This is a genomic window from Shewanella goraebulensis (genome assembly GCF_030252245.1).
GTDB classification, from domain to species: Bacteria; Pseudomonadota; Gammaproteobacteria; order Enterobacterales; family Shewanellaceae; genus Shewanella; species Shewanella goraebulensis.
On record NZ_CP126972.1, the window covers coordinates 76184 to 93065 of the forward strand.

Genomic DNA, 16882 nt, shown 5'->3' on the forward strand with positions numbered 1-16882 from the left:
TTTGAGGTTGTTTATTGTTATTTATATTTTACAAATTTTAAAAGTTATATTTTGAATTTCATTTTTTGAATATTTGAATGGGGTATTTTAATTAATGTAATTAGCTTGAGTAGGATTCTTGTAATTATTATTCTTAGTTAAAGGAAAGCGGTCCCAGCAAGGCTTTAGTAGCTTTTATGATATTTTTATTACTGTATTTATAGTTTTTTATTAATAAAAGGTGCTATGATTTTTAGTATTGCATCTTTCAAATATTTATTATTCGTTTTCTGTATAACCGAATAAGTGACATGACAAACATTTTCATAAAACAATTAAAATAAAATAACAAATTTAAATGTAAATTGGGTATTATTAAATTGAACTTATCATTGGGAGGTATTTAGATGAGAGATATTAGCTATAGTGACCTAGATTTATTAAGCATTAATATTCTAGTGAATCTCTATGAAAACAAATCCGCGACATATGTATCTAATAAATTGAACGTACCAGCGCCCAAGATAAGCCGTTGTCTTAAACATGCTCGTGAAATTTTTGGCAATGAGCTGTTTATACGTAAGAAGTATGGCCTAGTACCTAACGAGTTCGCAGGCAAGGTTTATCCCATTGCTAAGCAGATCTTGGAATGCTCTAATAGCCTGCAGCAGCTGCATGGTGAGGCTATTGCTGATAATGTTCATAACTTTGAAATTGTCGCTCCTGATTTAGTGTCATTTCCTTTTCCTAAGATGCTATTAACATCTATTAGAGATGCAGGTAAAGATGTCAATTTTAATATCTCTGCTTGGAATAAGTCTTCCCTTGAACATATTGTTTCTGGGGATATTGATATTGGTATCTGCTGCAGTAAAGCGATAGGTAATCTCGAAAGTATAGATGATAACTTAGCTGTATTACCGTTAAAAAAATTAAATAAACTTTTTTTGATTTGTGATGAGAAACATCCAATTCTAAAAGAAGAAATTACCTTAGAGTCAATTGCCAAATACCCATACGTTAATAGTAATGTTGGTGATGCGGAACAGAAAATGAGTGCGTTTCAAGAGTATTGCTACCGTAAACAGATATCACTAAATACAGAAATGGATTTAAATGGTGTTTCTAGCTTATTCGAATACCTAAGACAAACTAACGCAGTTGCGTTACTGCCTTATAGCTCTATATATAATATGATCAATACGACGCCTGGCTTGCACGCTTGTCGGCTAGCAGAAGTTGAATCAGAAAGGTTGTTTATGGAAGTCAAAGCACCAACCTTATATATGGTTTATAACAAGAATAATCATGAAGCTAATTTCCAGTGGTTATCAGAAAAAATTCAAGGGTTAGTTCATTCCGCTTTGCATTAAAGTTGCTGAGGATTTATAAATAAAAAGCCACTCAATGATGAGTGGCTTTTTATTTTTGGTTTGATTTATATATAAAAATAAATTAAATCTAAAATAGCTAATTCTATTATTTAATATTGCCATTTTTAGTTAGTTCATCAATACTAAGGTTTTTATATAAATTTTGATATGACTTTAAGTTATCTTGCATAATACTAGATAAAAGAGAAGTAAATTCATTTTGATGCGTTTCATGAAATTGCAAAAAATGACTGGGGTGACGTAAATTAGTAATATTTTTAAAGTGTTCTTTATAGAATTCAGTCATATCAACTAGCTCTACATCATCACGTTGTTTACTTAATTCAAACGGAAAAACTGATGGTGCCCAACAGACATCATCAGAGTGAACGACTCGCTCGAATGCCATTAATAAGCTTGAAGTAATTAAGCTAATATTGGCTTTAAGATCGACAGTTTCGCAACAGCGACTAACGAGTTCATTGAGCTCTGAAGTCGGCCCATTATGAATGAAGACTAATCTATGGCTCAGAATCGCCTCTAGGGTAATTTCACCTTGAAGAATGGGGTGATCTTTACGTACTACCAAAAACCAAAATTCAACATCGCCTAACTTATCATTGACGACACTTTCGTGTTGAAATTCACGAGAAGAAATGGAGTAGTCCAGTTTGCCTTGTACAATCATTTGCTCCACATTTTCAACCCAAGGGTGAATATCAACCGTGTGGCTTATACCGAGGATCTCACTGGCTTCTTCAATCGACTTTAAGATGAAGGTCGACATTTGTTCTGGGGCACCAATATGCAACATACGATGATGCTCTGGCTTTGTGTTAGCCACGTCAGCCATTTGATCATAGGCAGACACGATATTTTTTGCGAGGGGGTAAAGACGTTCGGCCATCGCATTAGGCTGTAAGCCATATTGCTGTCTGATAAATAACTCATTATGGATTACTTCACGCATGGTACTAAGTGCGCGACTGACCTTTGGCTGAGTGCTGTTGAGCTTTTCGGCAACCACACTGCCATTTTTGAACTCAAAGAGGCCAATAAGGACCTTAAGAGTAAAATAATCTAATCTTGATAGTTGCTTTTGCATTCATTTTTACCAAGTGCTTGAGTTATTCCGATTTTGGGAACTTATCATAACAATCAGTGTCTAAACCGTGTTCAACTCACAGATTACCCCTTTAGAGGTATTTTGACACTATTGTATGACCTAAACACTATATTATTCAGCTGGATAAAAAATACAAATGAGATGCAGTTTATTGGTTTGTATGTTTTTGGTGGCAATAACGTATAAAATGTTAGTGGTTTTTTGTTCAGTTGTTAGGTTGGTCGCGTTTGGGAAATTGCTGATTTTAGCACTGAATTTCAAGTAAAACGGTATTACACTGGCACTTCTTGTTCTAGCATGGGTTTATGCTAGTTTTTAACTAGTAGATAGGTGGAAATAAAGCATGCTCAGATTGAGTCTGGTAATGTGCATTGGTCTGTTTTTATCAGCATGTGCGAGCCAGCCTGATACAAATAGCTCGCAGGCCCATGGCGATGCTAGTCAAGAGAGGATCCCCGTTAAGGCTGAAGGTACACTTTGGAATGAAGTGCAATTACTGAAATTTCATCAGCAATGGCAAGGTACGCCATATCGTTTAGGCGGGTTGTCTCCACAAGGCATAGATTGTTCTGGGCTGGTGTATGTTGCTTATCAAGATCTTATCGGATCAAGTATTCCAAGAACGGTGCGGGGACAAACCAGCTTGGGCAACCGTATTGCAAAAAGTGATCTGCAAAGTGGTGATTTAGTGTTTTTTAAAACCACAGGTAGTGGACGCCATGTCGGGATCTATTTATCCGGCCATCGTTTTTTGCATGTGTCGACTAAAAAAGGGGTGATGATTTCCAGTATGGATAATGTTTACTGGAAACCCCGCTATTGGTTTGCGAGTCGTTTATAGTGCTGATCTTATTGGTGGCGAATGCTGTTTTCTTTTATCGTTGCCTATTCCCGATGAGCAAGTTTACCTAAGTCTAAGATCTACAAACCTGTGTTGTTAACTCTTGATCAATCTCTCCGCCTAAAGAGTAAAATTGTGGTATTTTAGCCGCATCTAAAGTCTAATTTTAATTTAGACGTACAGCAATTAAATGATCAAGTTTAAGGATTTTGTCATGACCAAAGCTAAAATCGGTATTGTTACGGTAAGTGACCGTGCAAGTGCAGGCGTGTATGAAGATTTATCGGGAAAAGCCATTATTGATGTGCTAAATGAGTATTTAACATCAGAGTGGGAACCTGTTTATAAGGTAATTCCTGATGAAACTGCAGATATTGAAGCCACGTTAATTGATATGGCCGATGTGCAAAACTGTAGCTTGATTGTCACTACTGGCGGTACAGGTCCTGCTAAGCGTGATGTGACACCTGAAGCGACAGAAGCCGTTTGCGATCGAATGATGCCAGGCTTTGGTGAGCTAATGCGCGCTGAATCATTAAAGTTTGTGCCTACAGCTATTTTATCTCGTCAAACAGCTGGTTTACGTGGTGACTCGCTGATTGTTAACTTACCTGGCAAACCAAAATCAATTCGTGAATGTTTAGATGCGGTATTCCCAGCAATTCCATACTGCATTGATTTAATGGATGGCCCATTCTTAGAGTGTGATGAGTCAGTCATCAAGCCGTTCAGACCAAAAGCAAAGTAATCTAATATTTGTTTACTATAGGGTGAAATGCTTATGTCTTCACCCTATAGCTACATTTCAAACCATTCATCAAAGCTTAACCCTTCTGTATTACACCGCGCTTAGCCCGTCATTTATCAGTCATCATCACATGATTGTAATGAGCACTTGTAAGCCTATCTATTGCGGCTCTTCTCAATTATCGCTAGTTGCTTATTTTCGACATAACGGATGACTGCAGCTAATGACTACAGCCCTTTTCTAAAGATCAAATGCGCGCTATAGCCAGAAAATATGGCAAGAAATGGAATGGCAATGAGATGTACAAATACATTGGGTGCAGTACTGAAGTTTAGTGACAGTAATAACCCCCAACTGACGAAAAGATAACTCAAACTGACAATAATATGCTGGCTGACTTTTTTCATGACTTGTGTCCTTACTGCTAATGACTCACTGTGATTAACAGTATAAAAACTAGACAAATTGATTTTAAGTGTCATTATTGACAAATATAAAGTCAAAAGTGACATTTTGAGGTCGTGATGAAAACAATTTATATTTTAGCGGCGGGTAACGTGGTGGCGAGCGGCCTGGTGAGCTTTTTAGATGTATTTAGTTTTTGTAATGCCTATTGGCGTCGTATTAATCAAGATGTCAAAGAAGACTTGTTTCATTGTCATGTCATTTCAGCTGACGGTCATAACGTAAAAACCAATCAAGGTTTTGAAGTACCCGCCAAAGGGCTAGCGCATCCTGATGATATTTTGCAGGCTGATGCCGTTATTCTGGCCTCGGCCTTTGTGACTAATCGGGCTGAGTTTCAAGCATTTTTAACCGATTTTGAGCCTTTAATAGCACCACTGTCGCGCTTTTCAGCTGCTGAAAAGCCTGTTGCGGCTTATTGTTCAGCAACATTACTGCTTGCTGCATCTGGCTTATTAAGCCAAAGGCGAGCCACAACAGTGTGGTGGCTTAGCGAGATGTTTGAGCGCAATTTCAAAGATGTGAAGTTATGTATGGATTCATTAGTGGTGTCTGATGGCCATATACATACCGCAGGCGCGACCACCTCAAATTTAAGCTTGGCGCTGCATCTTATTTCGATTTTAGCGGGTGAACAAATGGCGCAGCAGATGGCGAAAATATTGCTGATCGATCCTAATCGCAGCTCTCAACAACCCTTTATGACAATGGCGATTAATCCTGAACAGCATAAAGACGAATTAATACATAACGTCCAGCGTTGGATGCAGGATGACTTGAGCCAACACTGGTTGTTAGATGACATTGCAGATAAGTTTGCCGTAGGCAAGCGCACGTTGATTAGGCGCTTTAAAAAAGCCGTGAATGAAACGCCAGCGAGCTATATGCAGCGCCTTCGAGTAGATGAAGCAAAAAGGTTGCTAGAAACAACAGAATTGGCCATTGAGCAAATTGTCGAGCGGGTCGGGTATGAGGATGTTAGCTCGTTTAGAAAACTATTCATCCAGCTTACCAGTTTAAGCCCGCGTGCTTATCGACAAAAATTTAATACCCATGCCTGCTGCTAGCGATACTTTTTTTGGGCTTTGAGTGCCAACTAAAGTGAGTTAATTTGCTGCTTTAAATCATACTCTGGCTCAGTGACAATTTTCTCAAGAGTGGCAATTCGCTGCTTGAGTTCATTGTTTTGTTGTCGCAGTAACTTCATTTCTTCAGTTTGATGACCTGACTTATTAGCGCTTTTTGATTTCATATACTGCTTAAAAATTTCAGTCGCTGTAGTGCCAACAGTAATCACAATGACTAAAGCTACAATGGCGTATTCTTGTTCCATAACAGACTCCTTCCTATATGAGGGTTTATACCAATCAGCATTAGAATGATCACTTATTTATCCAGATTGGTATTAGCATGATGAGCAAGCTTGGTATTCAACCTTACCCATGCATGCCTTTAACGTTTACAAACCAAATACTACTTTCTCGCTTTTCAGCAGTTTCTCTAGCCCTAATGCCAGTGCAATTGACAGTACCAGTGTGGCTGCAGATGACACCAATAATTGCAGCATTGGTATTTCCCGTCCTTTAATAAAGGCCATTAGGGCTTGCTGTTGACCTGAAACAGGTAACCATTCCAGTACATCAGGGGCGATGTTGTAGCTCGCTGCCATTGATAAAGCGAGCGGGACAAACAGCACCATGGTGAGATAGGACTGAGCCTCTTTAAATGTTTTGGCCATAAATGACACAAACAATTGTAGGGTCGCCGCCATAATGGCGAGTGGAATGCCAATAAATAGCATTAGCCCCATAAAGTCTGGCGAAATATTTACGCTAAAGCCAAGCTCTTGCCAAGGCACAAAGGTGTAGGCAAATTTAGACACGATTAAAATCAGCAATAAGCCCAGCAATGCAAAGCAGGTGACTGCAATGATTTTACCTAGTACTAATTGGCGTGTACTAATAGGGTGGCTTAACAGCAGTGCTAATGAATTACGTTCACGTTCGCCCGCACTGGTATCAATAGCCAGGTTCATGCCTGAGATAAACACCGAATAAATCATGGTGAAAATGGCAATTCCTAAAATAAAGCCGCCTTTAGAATCTGGCGTTGCTTGATCTTCTACTACCACTTTAATTGGCTGCACAACAGCGGGGTTAATCCCACGTGCAATGAGACGTAAGCTGCCCATTTCACCGCTGTAGGCTTGCAGTTGGTTTTCAACTCTGCGAATGGATTGCTGTAGCTTTTCATTTGAGTTATCGGCGATTAAGGTGATTTCAGCAGGCTTTGCTTTCGCCATGTGCGCTGCGTAATCGTCACTGATGAAGAGCTCGATATCTTTGACATCTTTAGCTGTAACCCCTTCGTCAGTTGAAGCGTTAATGCCGCGATTATTTAAGAATCGGACTAGATCAGGCGCGTTGTCGGCATTGGTGATCTTGATGTTGAGATCTTCAGGGGTCGATAGTTGCCCAATCAACACCATAAACATGCCGCACATTAACAGCGGGGTACCGATGGCATAATATAGACCTGCCATTACTGAGCGTTTGTCACGCATTGCATCGATGAGTTCTTTGCGAACCATTGCTATAACTGTTTTCATTAGGCTGCGATTCCTTCGTCAGTACCGATGAGTTTAATAAAGGCTTCTTCCAGTGAGGTTTCACCCGTTTGTTGGCAAAGCTCTTCTGGGCTACCTGTGGCAACCACTTTACCGTTAGCCATCACGATGACTTGGTCACATAAAGCGGCCACTTCTTGCATGACGTGGCTTGAAAACAACACGCAATGGCCTGCTTTTTTAAGCTCAATCAAAATATCTCGCAGTAACCTGGTACTCATGACATCTAAGCCACGTGTTGGCTCGTCTAAAATGATGTTGGTTGGCTGGTGCACTATCGCTTGGGCTAATGCAGTTTTCATGCGTTGCCCTTGTGAGAAACCTTTACATCGACGGTCGGCAATATCTTCGAGTTTTAATTGCGCGATGACATTGGCTGTTGCTTGTTTAGCATCAGCCTTTGACATGCCGCTGAGTTCGGCAAAGTAGCTAATGTATTCTCTTGGCGATAATCGCTCATATAAACCAAACGGGTCTGGGAATAAACCTAATTGTGCTTTTGCTTTTGTCGGCTCTTTGGCAACATCAATACCATCGATTTCGGCATGGCCTTCATCTGCCGCTAATAAGCCAAACACTGTTCGTAGACAGGTGGTTTTACCCGCGCCATTTGGGCCAAGTAGTCCAGTAATATGACCGTCATGAGCACTAAAGCTGAGGTTATCCAGTGCTTGTACGTCGCCAATTTTTTTCGATAAATTCGATACAGTAATCATGATTATTCTTCCTCAGCGGCAGCTGAAAGGGTTTCAACTGAGTTGGCATTTAAGTAAAAGCTTCTACGGACATCCTTTTCTAAGCATTTACCGTCAATGTTATCTATCGAGCCACTGCTAACTAAATCTGCGATGAGATCGTTACCGCAGCTTTGATAAGCCACGCCATGGGTAGCAAATTCAGAGACAAAATGTTTAGCATTAGTGAGTTTTTCTGTGGCCATATCGCCCCAGCTTGGTGGCGTTGCAGGATCTAGCTCACCTGAAAGCAAGAGGGTAGGAATGTCACTTGCGATAGCATCGCTAAAGCTGTTATCTACTTGCGGCATATTCCACACGCTGCACGTTGCCTCTAGTCCTTCTATCATGGTGCCTCCCATGTAAGAGTCTTGTGCTTGTTCGCGCATGCTTGTTGTGATGCGATGAATGTCTTCGCCACAAACTACAGAGGCGTGCATTCCCATGGCGATACCTGTGCTATCTGAGGTTAAGGTGTAAATGCCTAATATGGGTTGGTAGTTCCCCAGAGCGGCTTGATGAATTGCATGCGGCGTTAACGAGCGAATGTTGGGCATGTATAGCGCCATTCTAATCGCACCGTTAAATTTACCTCGAGTCAGCAAAAAGCTGGTTAGTTCATCAGTTTGTGGATCGCGTACTTGTGTCTTGACTGGGGATTCAGCTAACTGATTATCGACAGAGATGAAATCTTGTTCAAGATCCGGGAATTGCTGACCGCATAAACTGTTTTGCTGACAGTCTTTAAAAAGAAGGGCGTAGCCTCTATCGATGGCTTCACCAATAGCGATAACACTTTGCTGCATTGGTACAACACCATCTAAAGTCACGGTGGCAATCGCATTTGGATGTTCACGCATATATAGCTGCGCCATACGGGTACCGTACGATACACCATATAAATGCAGTTTTTCATAACCTAAGTGTTGGCGAATAGCTTCAAAGTCAGTTAACGCCGTTAAGCTGCCATATTGAGTGACATCAGCATCTATTTCATCTAAGCAGGCTTGAGTGTCTTTCACATAGTCCATATCGTCATCATTAAACGATAGCACTGACATATCGTCATCATCACAGGCTAAGATATTAGATTGCCCAGTCCCACGTTGGTCAATCAATAAAATGTCGCGATCTTGACGGACTTTAGCCAGTACGCGGTCAAACCCTGCGGCATTTTCAATGGCTGATTGTCCTGGTCCGCCAGCAATGGCAAGCATGGCTTGTTTTTTAAAGCTGGGTTTAATCGCTGGTAATACAGCGTAATGAACGGTGATTTTCTTGCCATCAGGCTTGGCTGGATTTTCAGCCAATAATAATGAGCCGCACTGCACTTGCTCAGATAAACCATCAACATAACACGCTGAAAGTGGAGCTTGTTCAATAGCAACAGTGCTTTCATCTGCCACAGCAGATAAGCTCATCATAGACAGTAAACCAACTTGAACGGCGCTTATCAGCTTTGATTTTGTTGTCAGCCAACGGGCATTGCTTACCTTGTTATAGGTTCCTTGCAACATAACTTTTCCGATGTTCATTACATCTTTCCTTTTTGCATTTCAGGATGATTGTGGTAACTTAACATTAGTGTATCGGTGTATCAATGTATTAATACAGTAAGTAAAGGCTAATGCTAGAACTAATAAAAGTCAACCCCAGTAGTGGCGAACCAATTTACCGACAATTGCATGAGCAAATTGTGCGATTAATCGTGGGTGGCCAACTACAAGTGGATCAAGTGTTGCCATCAGTGAGACAACTGGCCGAACATTTAGCCGTGAATCCAATGACAGTTTCACGTGCTATTCAACAATTAGTAGAACAAGGCTGGCTTGAGCGTCGTCGTGGTCAACCGACCCGAGTTGCCAACAAGCAAGATGCGCCAACTACTTCAAGTTTGCAATTATTAGCACCGCAAACCAATGATTTAATTAGCCAAGCTAAGCAATTAGGTATCAACTTAGAAGACTTACAAGCTTTGCTAAGTCAGCAGTGGGACAAGTGATCAGTAATGTTAATCGTGATGAGTCCGAAGTATTGAATAACACGCTATAAAAACAGATATTTCGGCCAAGATAACAAGGAATAAGTTAATGGACAGCTCTGAAGTAATTCTTGAGTTTAAGCAAGTCGATAAACGATTTGAAGACAAGGCAGTATTAAAGCAACTGAGCTTTAGCCTCTCGGCTGGGATGGTCGTGGGTTTATTAGGTCAAAACGGTGCGGGTAAATCCACCTTAATGCGCACAGCCCTTGGCATACTGAACATTGATGCGGGCGAAATTACGGCTTTAGGTGAGCAAGCAGCTGAACTGTCTATCGAGGCAAAGTCTAAAATTGGTTATGTGCCGCAGCAACCTTTTGGCTATGAGGGTTTTACCATTGCTAGTGCGCTTGAACTGCACAGCAGCTTTTACCCTGAATGGGATAAGTCGCTCGAGTTAGATTGGTTAAATCGCTTTGGGCTTGAAGCTAACCAACAAGTGCAAAAATTATCAGTGGGGCAACGTCAATCCTTAGCACTTATCATGGCCATGGCCTACCGCCCGCAATTACTTATCCTTGATGAACCCGTTGCCAGTTTAGATCCTATCGTTCGTCGTCAGTTTATGGGGGACTTGTTTGAGCTTGCCTTGGAGTCAGGTTCTGCCGTGTTGTTTTCTTCACACATTACTTCAGATTTAGAGCGTGTTGCCAGCCATGTGGCCTTAATTAAACAAGGTGAACTCGTACTATTTAAAGAAATTGATGCGTTACGTGAAGAAGTGATGTTAGTACAGCTTGCTGAAAACCAAACCTTACCTGATGGTGTAAGGGTATTGAATCGAAATCAACAACAAGTGCTGGTGGACAATGCTGATCAAGCTGAAATAGCAGGCGCACTAAACAAAACCACGCTCAATTTAGAGCAACTGTTCATGGAACTACACCGATGAATAGTCGACACCCCATAACCAACTCACAAACTAAGCCGGGTAAAGGTGCATTTCGTAATCCATATAAAGGTTTTTACTCGATATGGATCCGCGATTTTGGCAGTTTGAGCTTCTTACTGGTGGCTTTACTTGGGTTAGGGCTTGCCGTACTGACGTTACTGACTAAGCCTGAAAAAGTTGAAGTGATTAATCTTACCTTGGGGATGTGTATTTTATCTGTCTCCGCTACTGTTGCTTGGCAGTTTATTAAATTGACTGCTAGTGAGCACGCAGCGCTTATTCCGCATTACCGTAAGCAAGTAATGGTTCAAGCCATTAGTGTTTTTATTCTGATGTCATTGATTTGCTACATAGTATTTGAGTCCACTGAGCAGGAGAGCATAGGGACGTTAATGCTGTTTTTCAGTATTGGTATGGGATTTATTTATGTGTGTTTAATCAAGCCACAGCGATTTAACTTATCGGTATTTGTGTTTGTATTTATCCCTTTGGCACCCGAAGTGATCGTGTATTTACCTGAAGTGATTGTGAGTTATTTAGTGCTTCTGCCTGTGCTACTTGGCTTTTTAATTGATAGACAATTATTACGTCTAAGCTGGAATGACGATGCCAGAGCGATTTATTTAAATGGCTTAGAAACTGGTTGGATGATTGGTCCTATTGCAGGGCAAAATCGCTGGTTTATGAAATTGAGTCGTTATCTGCATCCTGCAAGCTACTTTGTCGGCCCGATGCTCGGCATGATATTAATTGTCGTACCTATTTTGAGTGTTGCCGCTATTTTTCTGTCTGCATACATGGAAGCTGATGTCCCGGTATTAATGGTGCTGTCGCAGTTGATGATTATGGTGTGCTGTTTAATTCACTGGACACGTGTTCAGCGTTGGCGGGCAGCTGAAACCCTATATATGCTGCCCAGCTTTAGTGGCAAAACGGGTTTAGTAGGTCAGTTTTTTAATTCTCAATTACGTTTGTTGATGATCGTAATTGCAATTATGTCACTGATTGTCTTGTTATCTGCTCAGTTTAATTCACAAATTTCGTTAATGGTCGGCTTACATGTCGTCGCCAGTACTACTTGGGCATCTGGCTTAGCACTTGCTTTTGGTGCGATGAGCCGTTCGGTACTTCAAGTAAGTTCTTCAATGCTGATCGTGATCTTTAGCTCTGTATGGTTATCGACGTCGCTCGTTACCTTACGAGAAGAGAATGCTATAAGTCTTGGATATTATTGGGGAGATTTAGGGTTATTACTGTTAATGGCTGTTTTACTGGTTATCAGCAGAAACAAATTATGGAAAAATGGTGTTGCCAGTTTGTAAAATGTAGCGATAATCTGTGAATTGACGCTAATTTAGACTAAAAACTCTTATTTTTCTGTATGGCTTAAAGTAGAATGCCAAAAAGCGGAACACTTGTAAGCTAAAAGGTAATTATTAATGTCTCTCGAACAATTTCATTTAGTCAGACTTCTACAGCAGCAAAGCACAGCATTAGAAGATAACATCGCACTCGAAGGATTTGAGATGGCAGCCCCTTGGAACAAAGTTTCATGGAGCCAATTTGATACTATTACTAATAAAGTGGCACAGCTGTTAATTGATTTTGGTCTACAAGCCCAAGACAAAGTGGTTATCGTTGCGCAAAACAGCCCACAATGGACATGTGCAGATATTGGCGCACTTAAAGCACGAACCGTAGTCGTACCTGTTTACCCAACAAGCCCAATGGAACAAGCTGTTTTCATCGTTAATGATGCCCGCGCTAAAGTCATTTTTGCAGGTGATGAGAGTCAATACGCAACAGCATGTAAAATCCAAGCACAGTGTCCAACTGTTGAGCATGTCGTGGTGTTTGACAGCAATGTTAAGCTGGCCTCAGATGAGCATTTCCATTTTGACGATATCCTGATTGCAGAGACAACGCCTGCAAGCGAAGCTGAACTTGAGCTGCGTTTATCGCAAACCAATCTTGATGACTTATTAACCCTTATTTATACCTCTGGTACGACTGGCGATCCTAAAGGTGTGATGCTGGATTATCGTAATATTGCCTCGATGATCGAACAACACGATACAGAAATTGCTTTTAAAGCGGGTGATGTCTCATTGGCATTCTTACCACTTAGCCATGTGTTTGAACGTGGTTGGAGTTTTTATGTATTGTGTCGTGGTGGTCATAATGTTTACCTTGCTGATACAAACCGCGTTAAAGAGGCGATTGCTGAAGTTCGCCCGCATACCTTATGTGTCGTGCCACGCTTTTTAGAAAAAGTGTATAGCGCTGTGCATGACAAAGTGAACAGTGCGCCAGCAATACGTCAAAAACTATTTAACTGGGCTATTGGTGTGGGTTCACGACAGTTTGAAGTCGGCCAAGGTCGCAAGAAAGCCAGCGCCGCATTATCTGTGCAATGGAAGCTGGCTAACAAATTAGTATTCAGCAAATTACAGAATGTATTAGGCGGTCGCCTTAAGTTTATGCCTGTTGGCGGCGCTGCATTAGATGTTAATGTTGGCGGCTTTTTCCACAGTATTGGTGTGCCAATCTTGTGTGGCTACGGCATGACTGAAACCTGTGCCACCGTGACGTGTAATACGCTTGATAATCGAGTGTCTGGTTCAAACGGTAAACCACTGAGTGCTATGGAAGTGAAAATCGGTGCTAATAACGAAATTTTAGTACGTGGTGACACCGTGATGCGTGGTTACTTTAACCGTCCACAAGATACTGAAGAAGCGTTTGAAGATGGTTGGTTAAAAACCGGTGATGCAGGCATGTTAGATGCTGAAGGTAACCTATACATTACCGACCGCATTAAAGAGCTGATGAAAACCTCGAACGGTAAATACATCGCACCGCAACGTGTTGAAGGTAAAGTGAGCTGTTGCCCGTTCATCGAACAAGTTGCGATTGTGGCTGATGCCCGTAACTATGTATCGGCGTTAATTGTACCTGCGTTTGAGTCACTTGAATCTTGGGCCAAAGAACATGAGATTAAGTTTGAAAACCCAATAGAACTGTTACGCCATAGCCAAGTGGTAGAGCATTTTGAGCAACGTTTGAAAGAGCTACAACACGAGCTAGCGGGATTTGAGAAAATTAAGAAATTTACCTTATTGCCAGAAGCCTTTTCGATGGAGTCGGGCTTAATTACCCCAACCATGAAACTGCGTCGTAAGAAGATTTACTCAAAGTACGTTAATGAGATTGATGCGATGTACGCGAAGTAATCTCGTCTAGAGTTAAATGAAGTTTTTAAAGGGCATCTAATGGTGCCCTTTTTTGTGCCTGCTTTCTAAGGAAAGCATTCAAGCAGCAATCAGTTATAGGTATTATGATCAGTTCTATATGCCTTATCTGAAATTACCCGAGTAAACCATGGCTAAAATCGATGTTAAGAAACAACTGAAACACTTATATCTGCCGTCGAAAAAACAGGTAGTCAGTGTTGAAGTGCCACCAATGCATTACTTGATGGTAGACGGCAAAGGTGAGCCTGGAAGCCCACAGTATGCGGAGGCTATAGAGGCACTATATTCAGTCGCTTATACTATTAAGTTTATGATCAAAAAGGGCGTCACCGACGTTGATTACGGTGTACTCCCACTTGAAGGTTTATGGTGGGCTGAGGATATGGATGACTTTATCAATGATAATAAACATAACTGGCAATGGACCATGATGATTATGCAGCCTGATTGGGTTGATAAGGCATTAGTTGAAGCGGCCATCAGCCAAGTGAAATTGAAAAAGGATTTAGCGGCGATAGAATTGGTACGCTTTGCATCTTTCAGTGAAGGTTCATGCGCGCAGATTCTGCATGTGGGGCCCTTTTCAGAAGAAGGCCCAACAGTTGCTAAAGTACATGGCTTTATTGAGTCTGCTGGGTTTACCTTATCGGGTAAACATCACGAGATATATTTGTCCGACATTCGTCGTGCAGCCCCTGACAACTGGAAAACTGTTATTAGGCAACCATATAAAATTTAAGCTTAACGTTAACAGTAAGCCATCACAGTAGTGTCATAAAAGGGCTATATTCTCAATTCAGTTTGCTTAACTGAACCTGCTACTTTGAAAAAATTAAAACGCTATCAATATGAACGTTATGCTGTGCTATGCAAAGTCACTTATCGAGATGACTTTTCGCCTGAAAAGCTAGGTTTCTCTCATGAACATTATCGAGATATCGCCAATCGCTGGGGAAATATTTGTGCTCGGATAATGTGGCATGCAGATAAAAAAGAAGTGTTAGTGGTGTTTCGAGGCTCGCAAACCCTCAATGAGTGGCTGATTAACTGTCAGTGCTGGCCTAAAGCGAAACAGTTTGCTGATACTAAGTATAATGTCCATGCTGGATATGATTATTTATTAGAGCAGAAAACCAATCCGATCCCGCCTCATTACGATCCTAATATCAGTTTATTCTCCCAATTACAGATGGTGCTCTATCCCTTGATAGTCGCAGGTAAGCGGGTTTCTTTGACGGGGCATTCATCTGGTGGCGCGATGGCGATATTAGCCGCTGATCGATTAGAGCGCTTATATCCCAACTCAATCAAACGTGTGGTGACCTTTGGCCAGCCTTCTCCTGGTTTTAAGAGTTTCCAAAAAGCGTATTTATTACAACGACGTACTTATCGTATTTGCTGTGATATCGACGTAGTGACTTTTTTGCCGCCACTTCCGGGGATTTTCTTTCATGTGGGTAAAATGCTCTGGCTGCACAACGAACGTGTCTATGAAAATACGCCGCCGATAAAACGCTTTTTGTTGAGCTTTGTAAGCTGGATAGTGTCACCGTTTGCCTTTCATTACATGCATAAATACATTCGCAATAAAGACTTCTTTGATGATATCTAATATTTTGACCCCAACTCTTGGCTGACTTACACTGCGAGCAGTTTTGTTATTTACTAAACAAGTTATAAAACTAAGTAATAGCCAGTAAAGCCAATAATAACAAGAGGTCAGCATGTCAGAAACCCAATTTAGCTTAACCCTAACGCCACGTTTTTGTGAAACCGATGCACTGGGGCATATTAATAACACAGTCATTCCTGTGTGGTTTGAGGCGGCACGAGATCCGATTTTTGAAATCGTTAATCCAGGCCAAGATTTATCAAAATGGAACATGATCATTGCAGGATTTAACATCGCATTTAATGCGCCAACCTTTTACGGCCAAGATGTACTCGTTAAAACTCATATCAGCCGAGTGGGCAACAGTAGTTTCGAGATTGCTCAAAGTTGCTGGCAAAACGGACGCCAAACTGCTGAGGCTAAAACCACTATGGTGCATTACGATTATCAGGCTGAAAAAAGCCAACCGATGACTGCTGAAGTGAAGGAACAACTGGCGGCATTAACTGGAGATATGACGGCTTAAGGTTAATGGGTGATAAAGCGCGAGCGGGTAACAAAAAGCTCGCGCACAGATCAAAGTTTCTAGCTCATCTTGGGTGGCATACCCTGTAAATTCTTAGCTAAAACCTGACGTTTATGCTTGTTCTAAGTGTTGATTTAACGCATCAAGTAACTCTGGTGTCAACTTGGCTTTTTGTCCCGTTTTAAAGTTAAACATCACCACATTGGCAGTGCCAGTTGTGGTTACCGCTTGTTGCGCTTTACTGAAAATACGGTAATGCATGATAAAGCGGTCTTCTTTTACGTCACTAATATTGACGCTGACTAATAACGTATCAGGGAATGTCACTGGTCGTTTGTAACGCGCGTGGGTTTCACTTAAAACAGGACCAACGGCGGTTTTTTCAAGTTCGGCCATCATGTTTATCTGGCTAAAAAAATCAATTCGAGCGGTTTCAAAGTAGCGAAAATACACCACATTGTTGACGTGATTGAGTGCATCCATTTCACCCCATGCTACTGGAATTTCAGTAATAATCGCATGTTGCTGAATAAACTGGTCCATATAAATCTTACTCCCTAATAAAGTTAAACGGTTGTTTGATTTTTATTCAGGTTAACAGGCAAAACCTAGTTCAACAAGCATGGAATGCTTTGCTATCAATTAGGCAATATGTTTTGATAATG

General features: G+C 41.2%; 18 protein-coding genes. 11 read left to right on the forward strand and 7 right to left on the reverse strand.

Annotated elements, in window-relative coordinates:
- Nucleotides 1-386: 386 nt before the first annotated feature.
- Nucleotides 387-1352 (forward strand): LysR family transcriptional regulator, encoded by a 966-nt coding sequence (locus tag QPX86_RS00350; RefSeq protein ID WP_285163816.1) that lies wholly within the window; start codon nucleotides 387-389, stop codon nucleotides 1350-1352.
- A gap of 106 nt (nucleotides 1353-1458) precedes the next feature.
- Here QPX86_RS00350 and QPX86_RS00355 read toward each other — a convergent pair whose 3' ends face one another.
- Nucleotides 1459-2457 (reverse strand): LysR family transcriptional regulator, encoded by a 999-nt coding sequence (locus QPX86_RS00355; protein WP_285163817.1) that lies wholly within the window; start codon nucleotides 2455-2457, stop codon nucleotides 1459-1461.
- Between the two features lie 364 nt (nucleotides 2458-2821).
- Between QPX86_RS00355 and QPX86_RS00360 the strand changes: the two genes are divergently transcribed.
- Together QPX86_RS00360 and mog are read left to right on the forward strand one after the other, a co-directional pair.
- A complete protein-coding gene (locus QPX86_RS00360) occupies nucleotides 2822-3319 on the forward strand; it encodes an NlpC/P60 family protein (protein WP_285163818.1) in 498 nt (165 codons plus the stop codon).
- 214 nt (nucleotides 3320-3533) lie between these two features.
- The gene (gene mog / locus QPX86_RS00365) at nucleotides 3534-4067 is read left to right on the forward strand and encodes a molybdopterin adenylyltransferase (RefSeq protein ID WP_220753962.1); all 534 of its coding nucleotides are present in this window, start codon (nucleotides 3534-3536) and stop codon (nucleotides 4065-4067) included.
- A gap of 227 nt (nucleotides 4068-4294) precedes the next feature.
- On the opposite strand, the gene QPX86_RS00370 is transcribed toward mog, so the two are convergent.
- Nucleotides 4295-4474 (reverse strand): hypothetical protein, encoded by a 180-nt coding sequence (locus tag QPX86_RS00370; protein WP_220753963.1) that lies wholly within the window; start codon nucleotides 4472-4474, stop codon nucleotides 4295-4297.
- Between the two features lie 117 nt (nucleotides 4475-4591).
- On the opposite strand from QPX86_RS00370, the gene QPX86_RS00375 reads away from it, so the two are divergent.
- Complete coding sequence (locus tag QPX86_RS00375; protein WP_285163819.1) at nucleotides 4592-5599, forward strand: GlxA family transcriptional regulator; 1008 nt, start codon at nucleotides 4592-4594, stop codon at nucleotides 5597-5599.
- Nucleotides 5600-5628: 29 nt separating this feature from the next.
- On the opposite strand, the gene QPX86_RS00380 is transcribed toward QPX86_RS00375, so the two are convergent.
- The 4 genes from QPX86_RS00380 to QPX86_RS00395 form a co-directional block, all read right to left on the reverse strand.
- The gene (locus tag QPX86_RS00380) at nucleotides 5629-5865 is read right to left on the reverse strand and encodes a hypothetical protein (protein ID WP_220753965.1); all 237 of its coding nucleotides are present in this window, start codon (nucleotides 5863-5865) and stop codon (nucleotides 5629-5631) included.
- 126 nt (nucleotides 5866-5991) lie between these two features.
- The gene (locus QPX86_RS00385; protein ID WP_285163820.1) at nucleotides 5992-7140 is read right to left on the reverse strand and encodes an ABC transporter permease; all 1149 of its coding nucleotides are present in this window, start codon (nucleotides 7138-7140) and stop codon (nucleotides 5992-5994) included.
- Entirely contained in the window at nucleotides 7140-7874 is a 735-nt protein-coding gene (locus QPX86_RS00390; protein WP_055024131.1) for an ABC transporter ATP-binding protein, read from the reverse strand. The genes QPX86_RS00385 and QPX86_RS00390 overlap by 1 nt, the downstream gene beginning before the upstream one ends.
- Before the next feature lie 2 nt (nucleotides 7875-7876).
- Nucleotides 7877-9427 carry an alpha/beta hydrolase gene (locus QPX86_RS00395; protein ID WP_407696613.1) on the reverse strand — a complete coding sequence of 517 codons (1551 nt, stop codon included), beginning with the start codon at nucleotides 9425-9427 and terminating at the stop codon, nucleotides 7877-7879.
- 92 nt (nucleotides 9428-9519) lie between these two features.
- Here QPX86_RS00395 and QPX86_RS00400 point away from each other — a divergent pair, with 92 nt between their 5' ends.
- The 7 genes from QPX86_RS00400 (at nucleotide 9520) to QPX86_RS00430 (ending at nucleotide 16217) form a co-directional block, all read left to right on the forward strand.
- Nucleotides 9520-9894, forward strand: coding sequence for a GntR family transcriptional regulator (locus QPX86_RS00400; RefSeq protein WP_285163821.1), 375 nt, complete (start codon nucleotides 9520-9522; stop codon nucleotides 9892-9894).
- A gap of 88 nt (nucleotides 9895-9982) precedes the next feature.
- Nucleotides 9983-10825, forward strand: coding sequence for an ABC transporter ATP-binding protein (locus tag QPX86_RS00405; RefSeq protein ID WP_285163822.1), 843 nt, complete (start codon nucleotides 9983-9985; stop codon nucleotides 10823-10825).
- Nucleotides 10822-12147 carry a hypothetical protein gene (locus QPX86_RS00410; RefSeq protein WP_285163823.1) on the forward strand — a complete coding sequence of 442 codons (1326 nt, stop codon included), beginning with the start codon at nucleotides 10822-10824 and terminating at the stop codon, nucleotides 12145-12147. Before QPX86_RS00405 ends, QPX86_RS00410 begins: the two co-directional genes overlap by 4 nt.
- A 117-nt stretch (nucleotides 12148-12264) precedes the next feature.
- Entirely contained in the window at nucleotides 12265-14058 is a 1794-nt protein-coding gene (locus QPX86_RS00415) for an AMP-dependent synthetase/ligase (protein WP_220753969.1), read from the forward strand.
- A 148-nt stretch (nucleotides 14059-14206) separates the two neighbouring features.
- A complete protein-coding gene (locus QPX86_RS00420) occupies nucleotides 14207-14818 on the forward strand; it encodes a GyrI-like domain-containing protein (protein ID WP_285163824.1) in 612 nt (203 codons plus the stop codon).
- Between the two features lie 84 nt (nucleotides 14819-14902).
- On the forward strand, nucleotides 14903-15691 hold the full coding sequence (locus tag QPX86_RS00425; RefSeq protein WP_285163825.1) for a lipase family protein: 789 nt from the start codon (nucleotides 14903-14905) through the stop codon (nucleotides 15689-15691).
- Nucleotides 15692-15803: 112 nt separating this feature from the next.
- Entirely contained in the window at nucleotides 15804-16217 is a 414-nt protein-coding gene (locus QPX86_RS00430; protein ID WP_220753972.1) for an acyl-CoA thioesterase, read from the forward strand.
- Nucleotides 16218-16328: 111 nt separating this feature from the next.
- Here the strand turns inward: QPX86_RS00430 and QPX86_RS00435 are convergent, their stop codons facing one another.
- Nucleotides 16329-16760, reverse strand: coding sequence for an acyl-CoA thioesterase (locus tag QPX86_RS00435; protein WP_220753973.1), 432 nt, complete (start codon nucleotides 16758-16760; stop codon nucleotides 16329-16331).
- Between the last annotated feature and the right edge of the window lie 122 nt (nucleotides 16761-16882).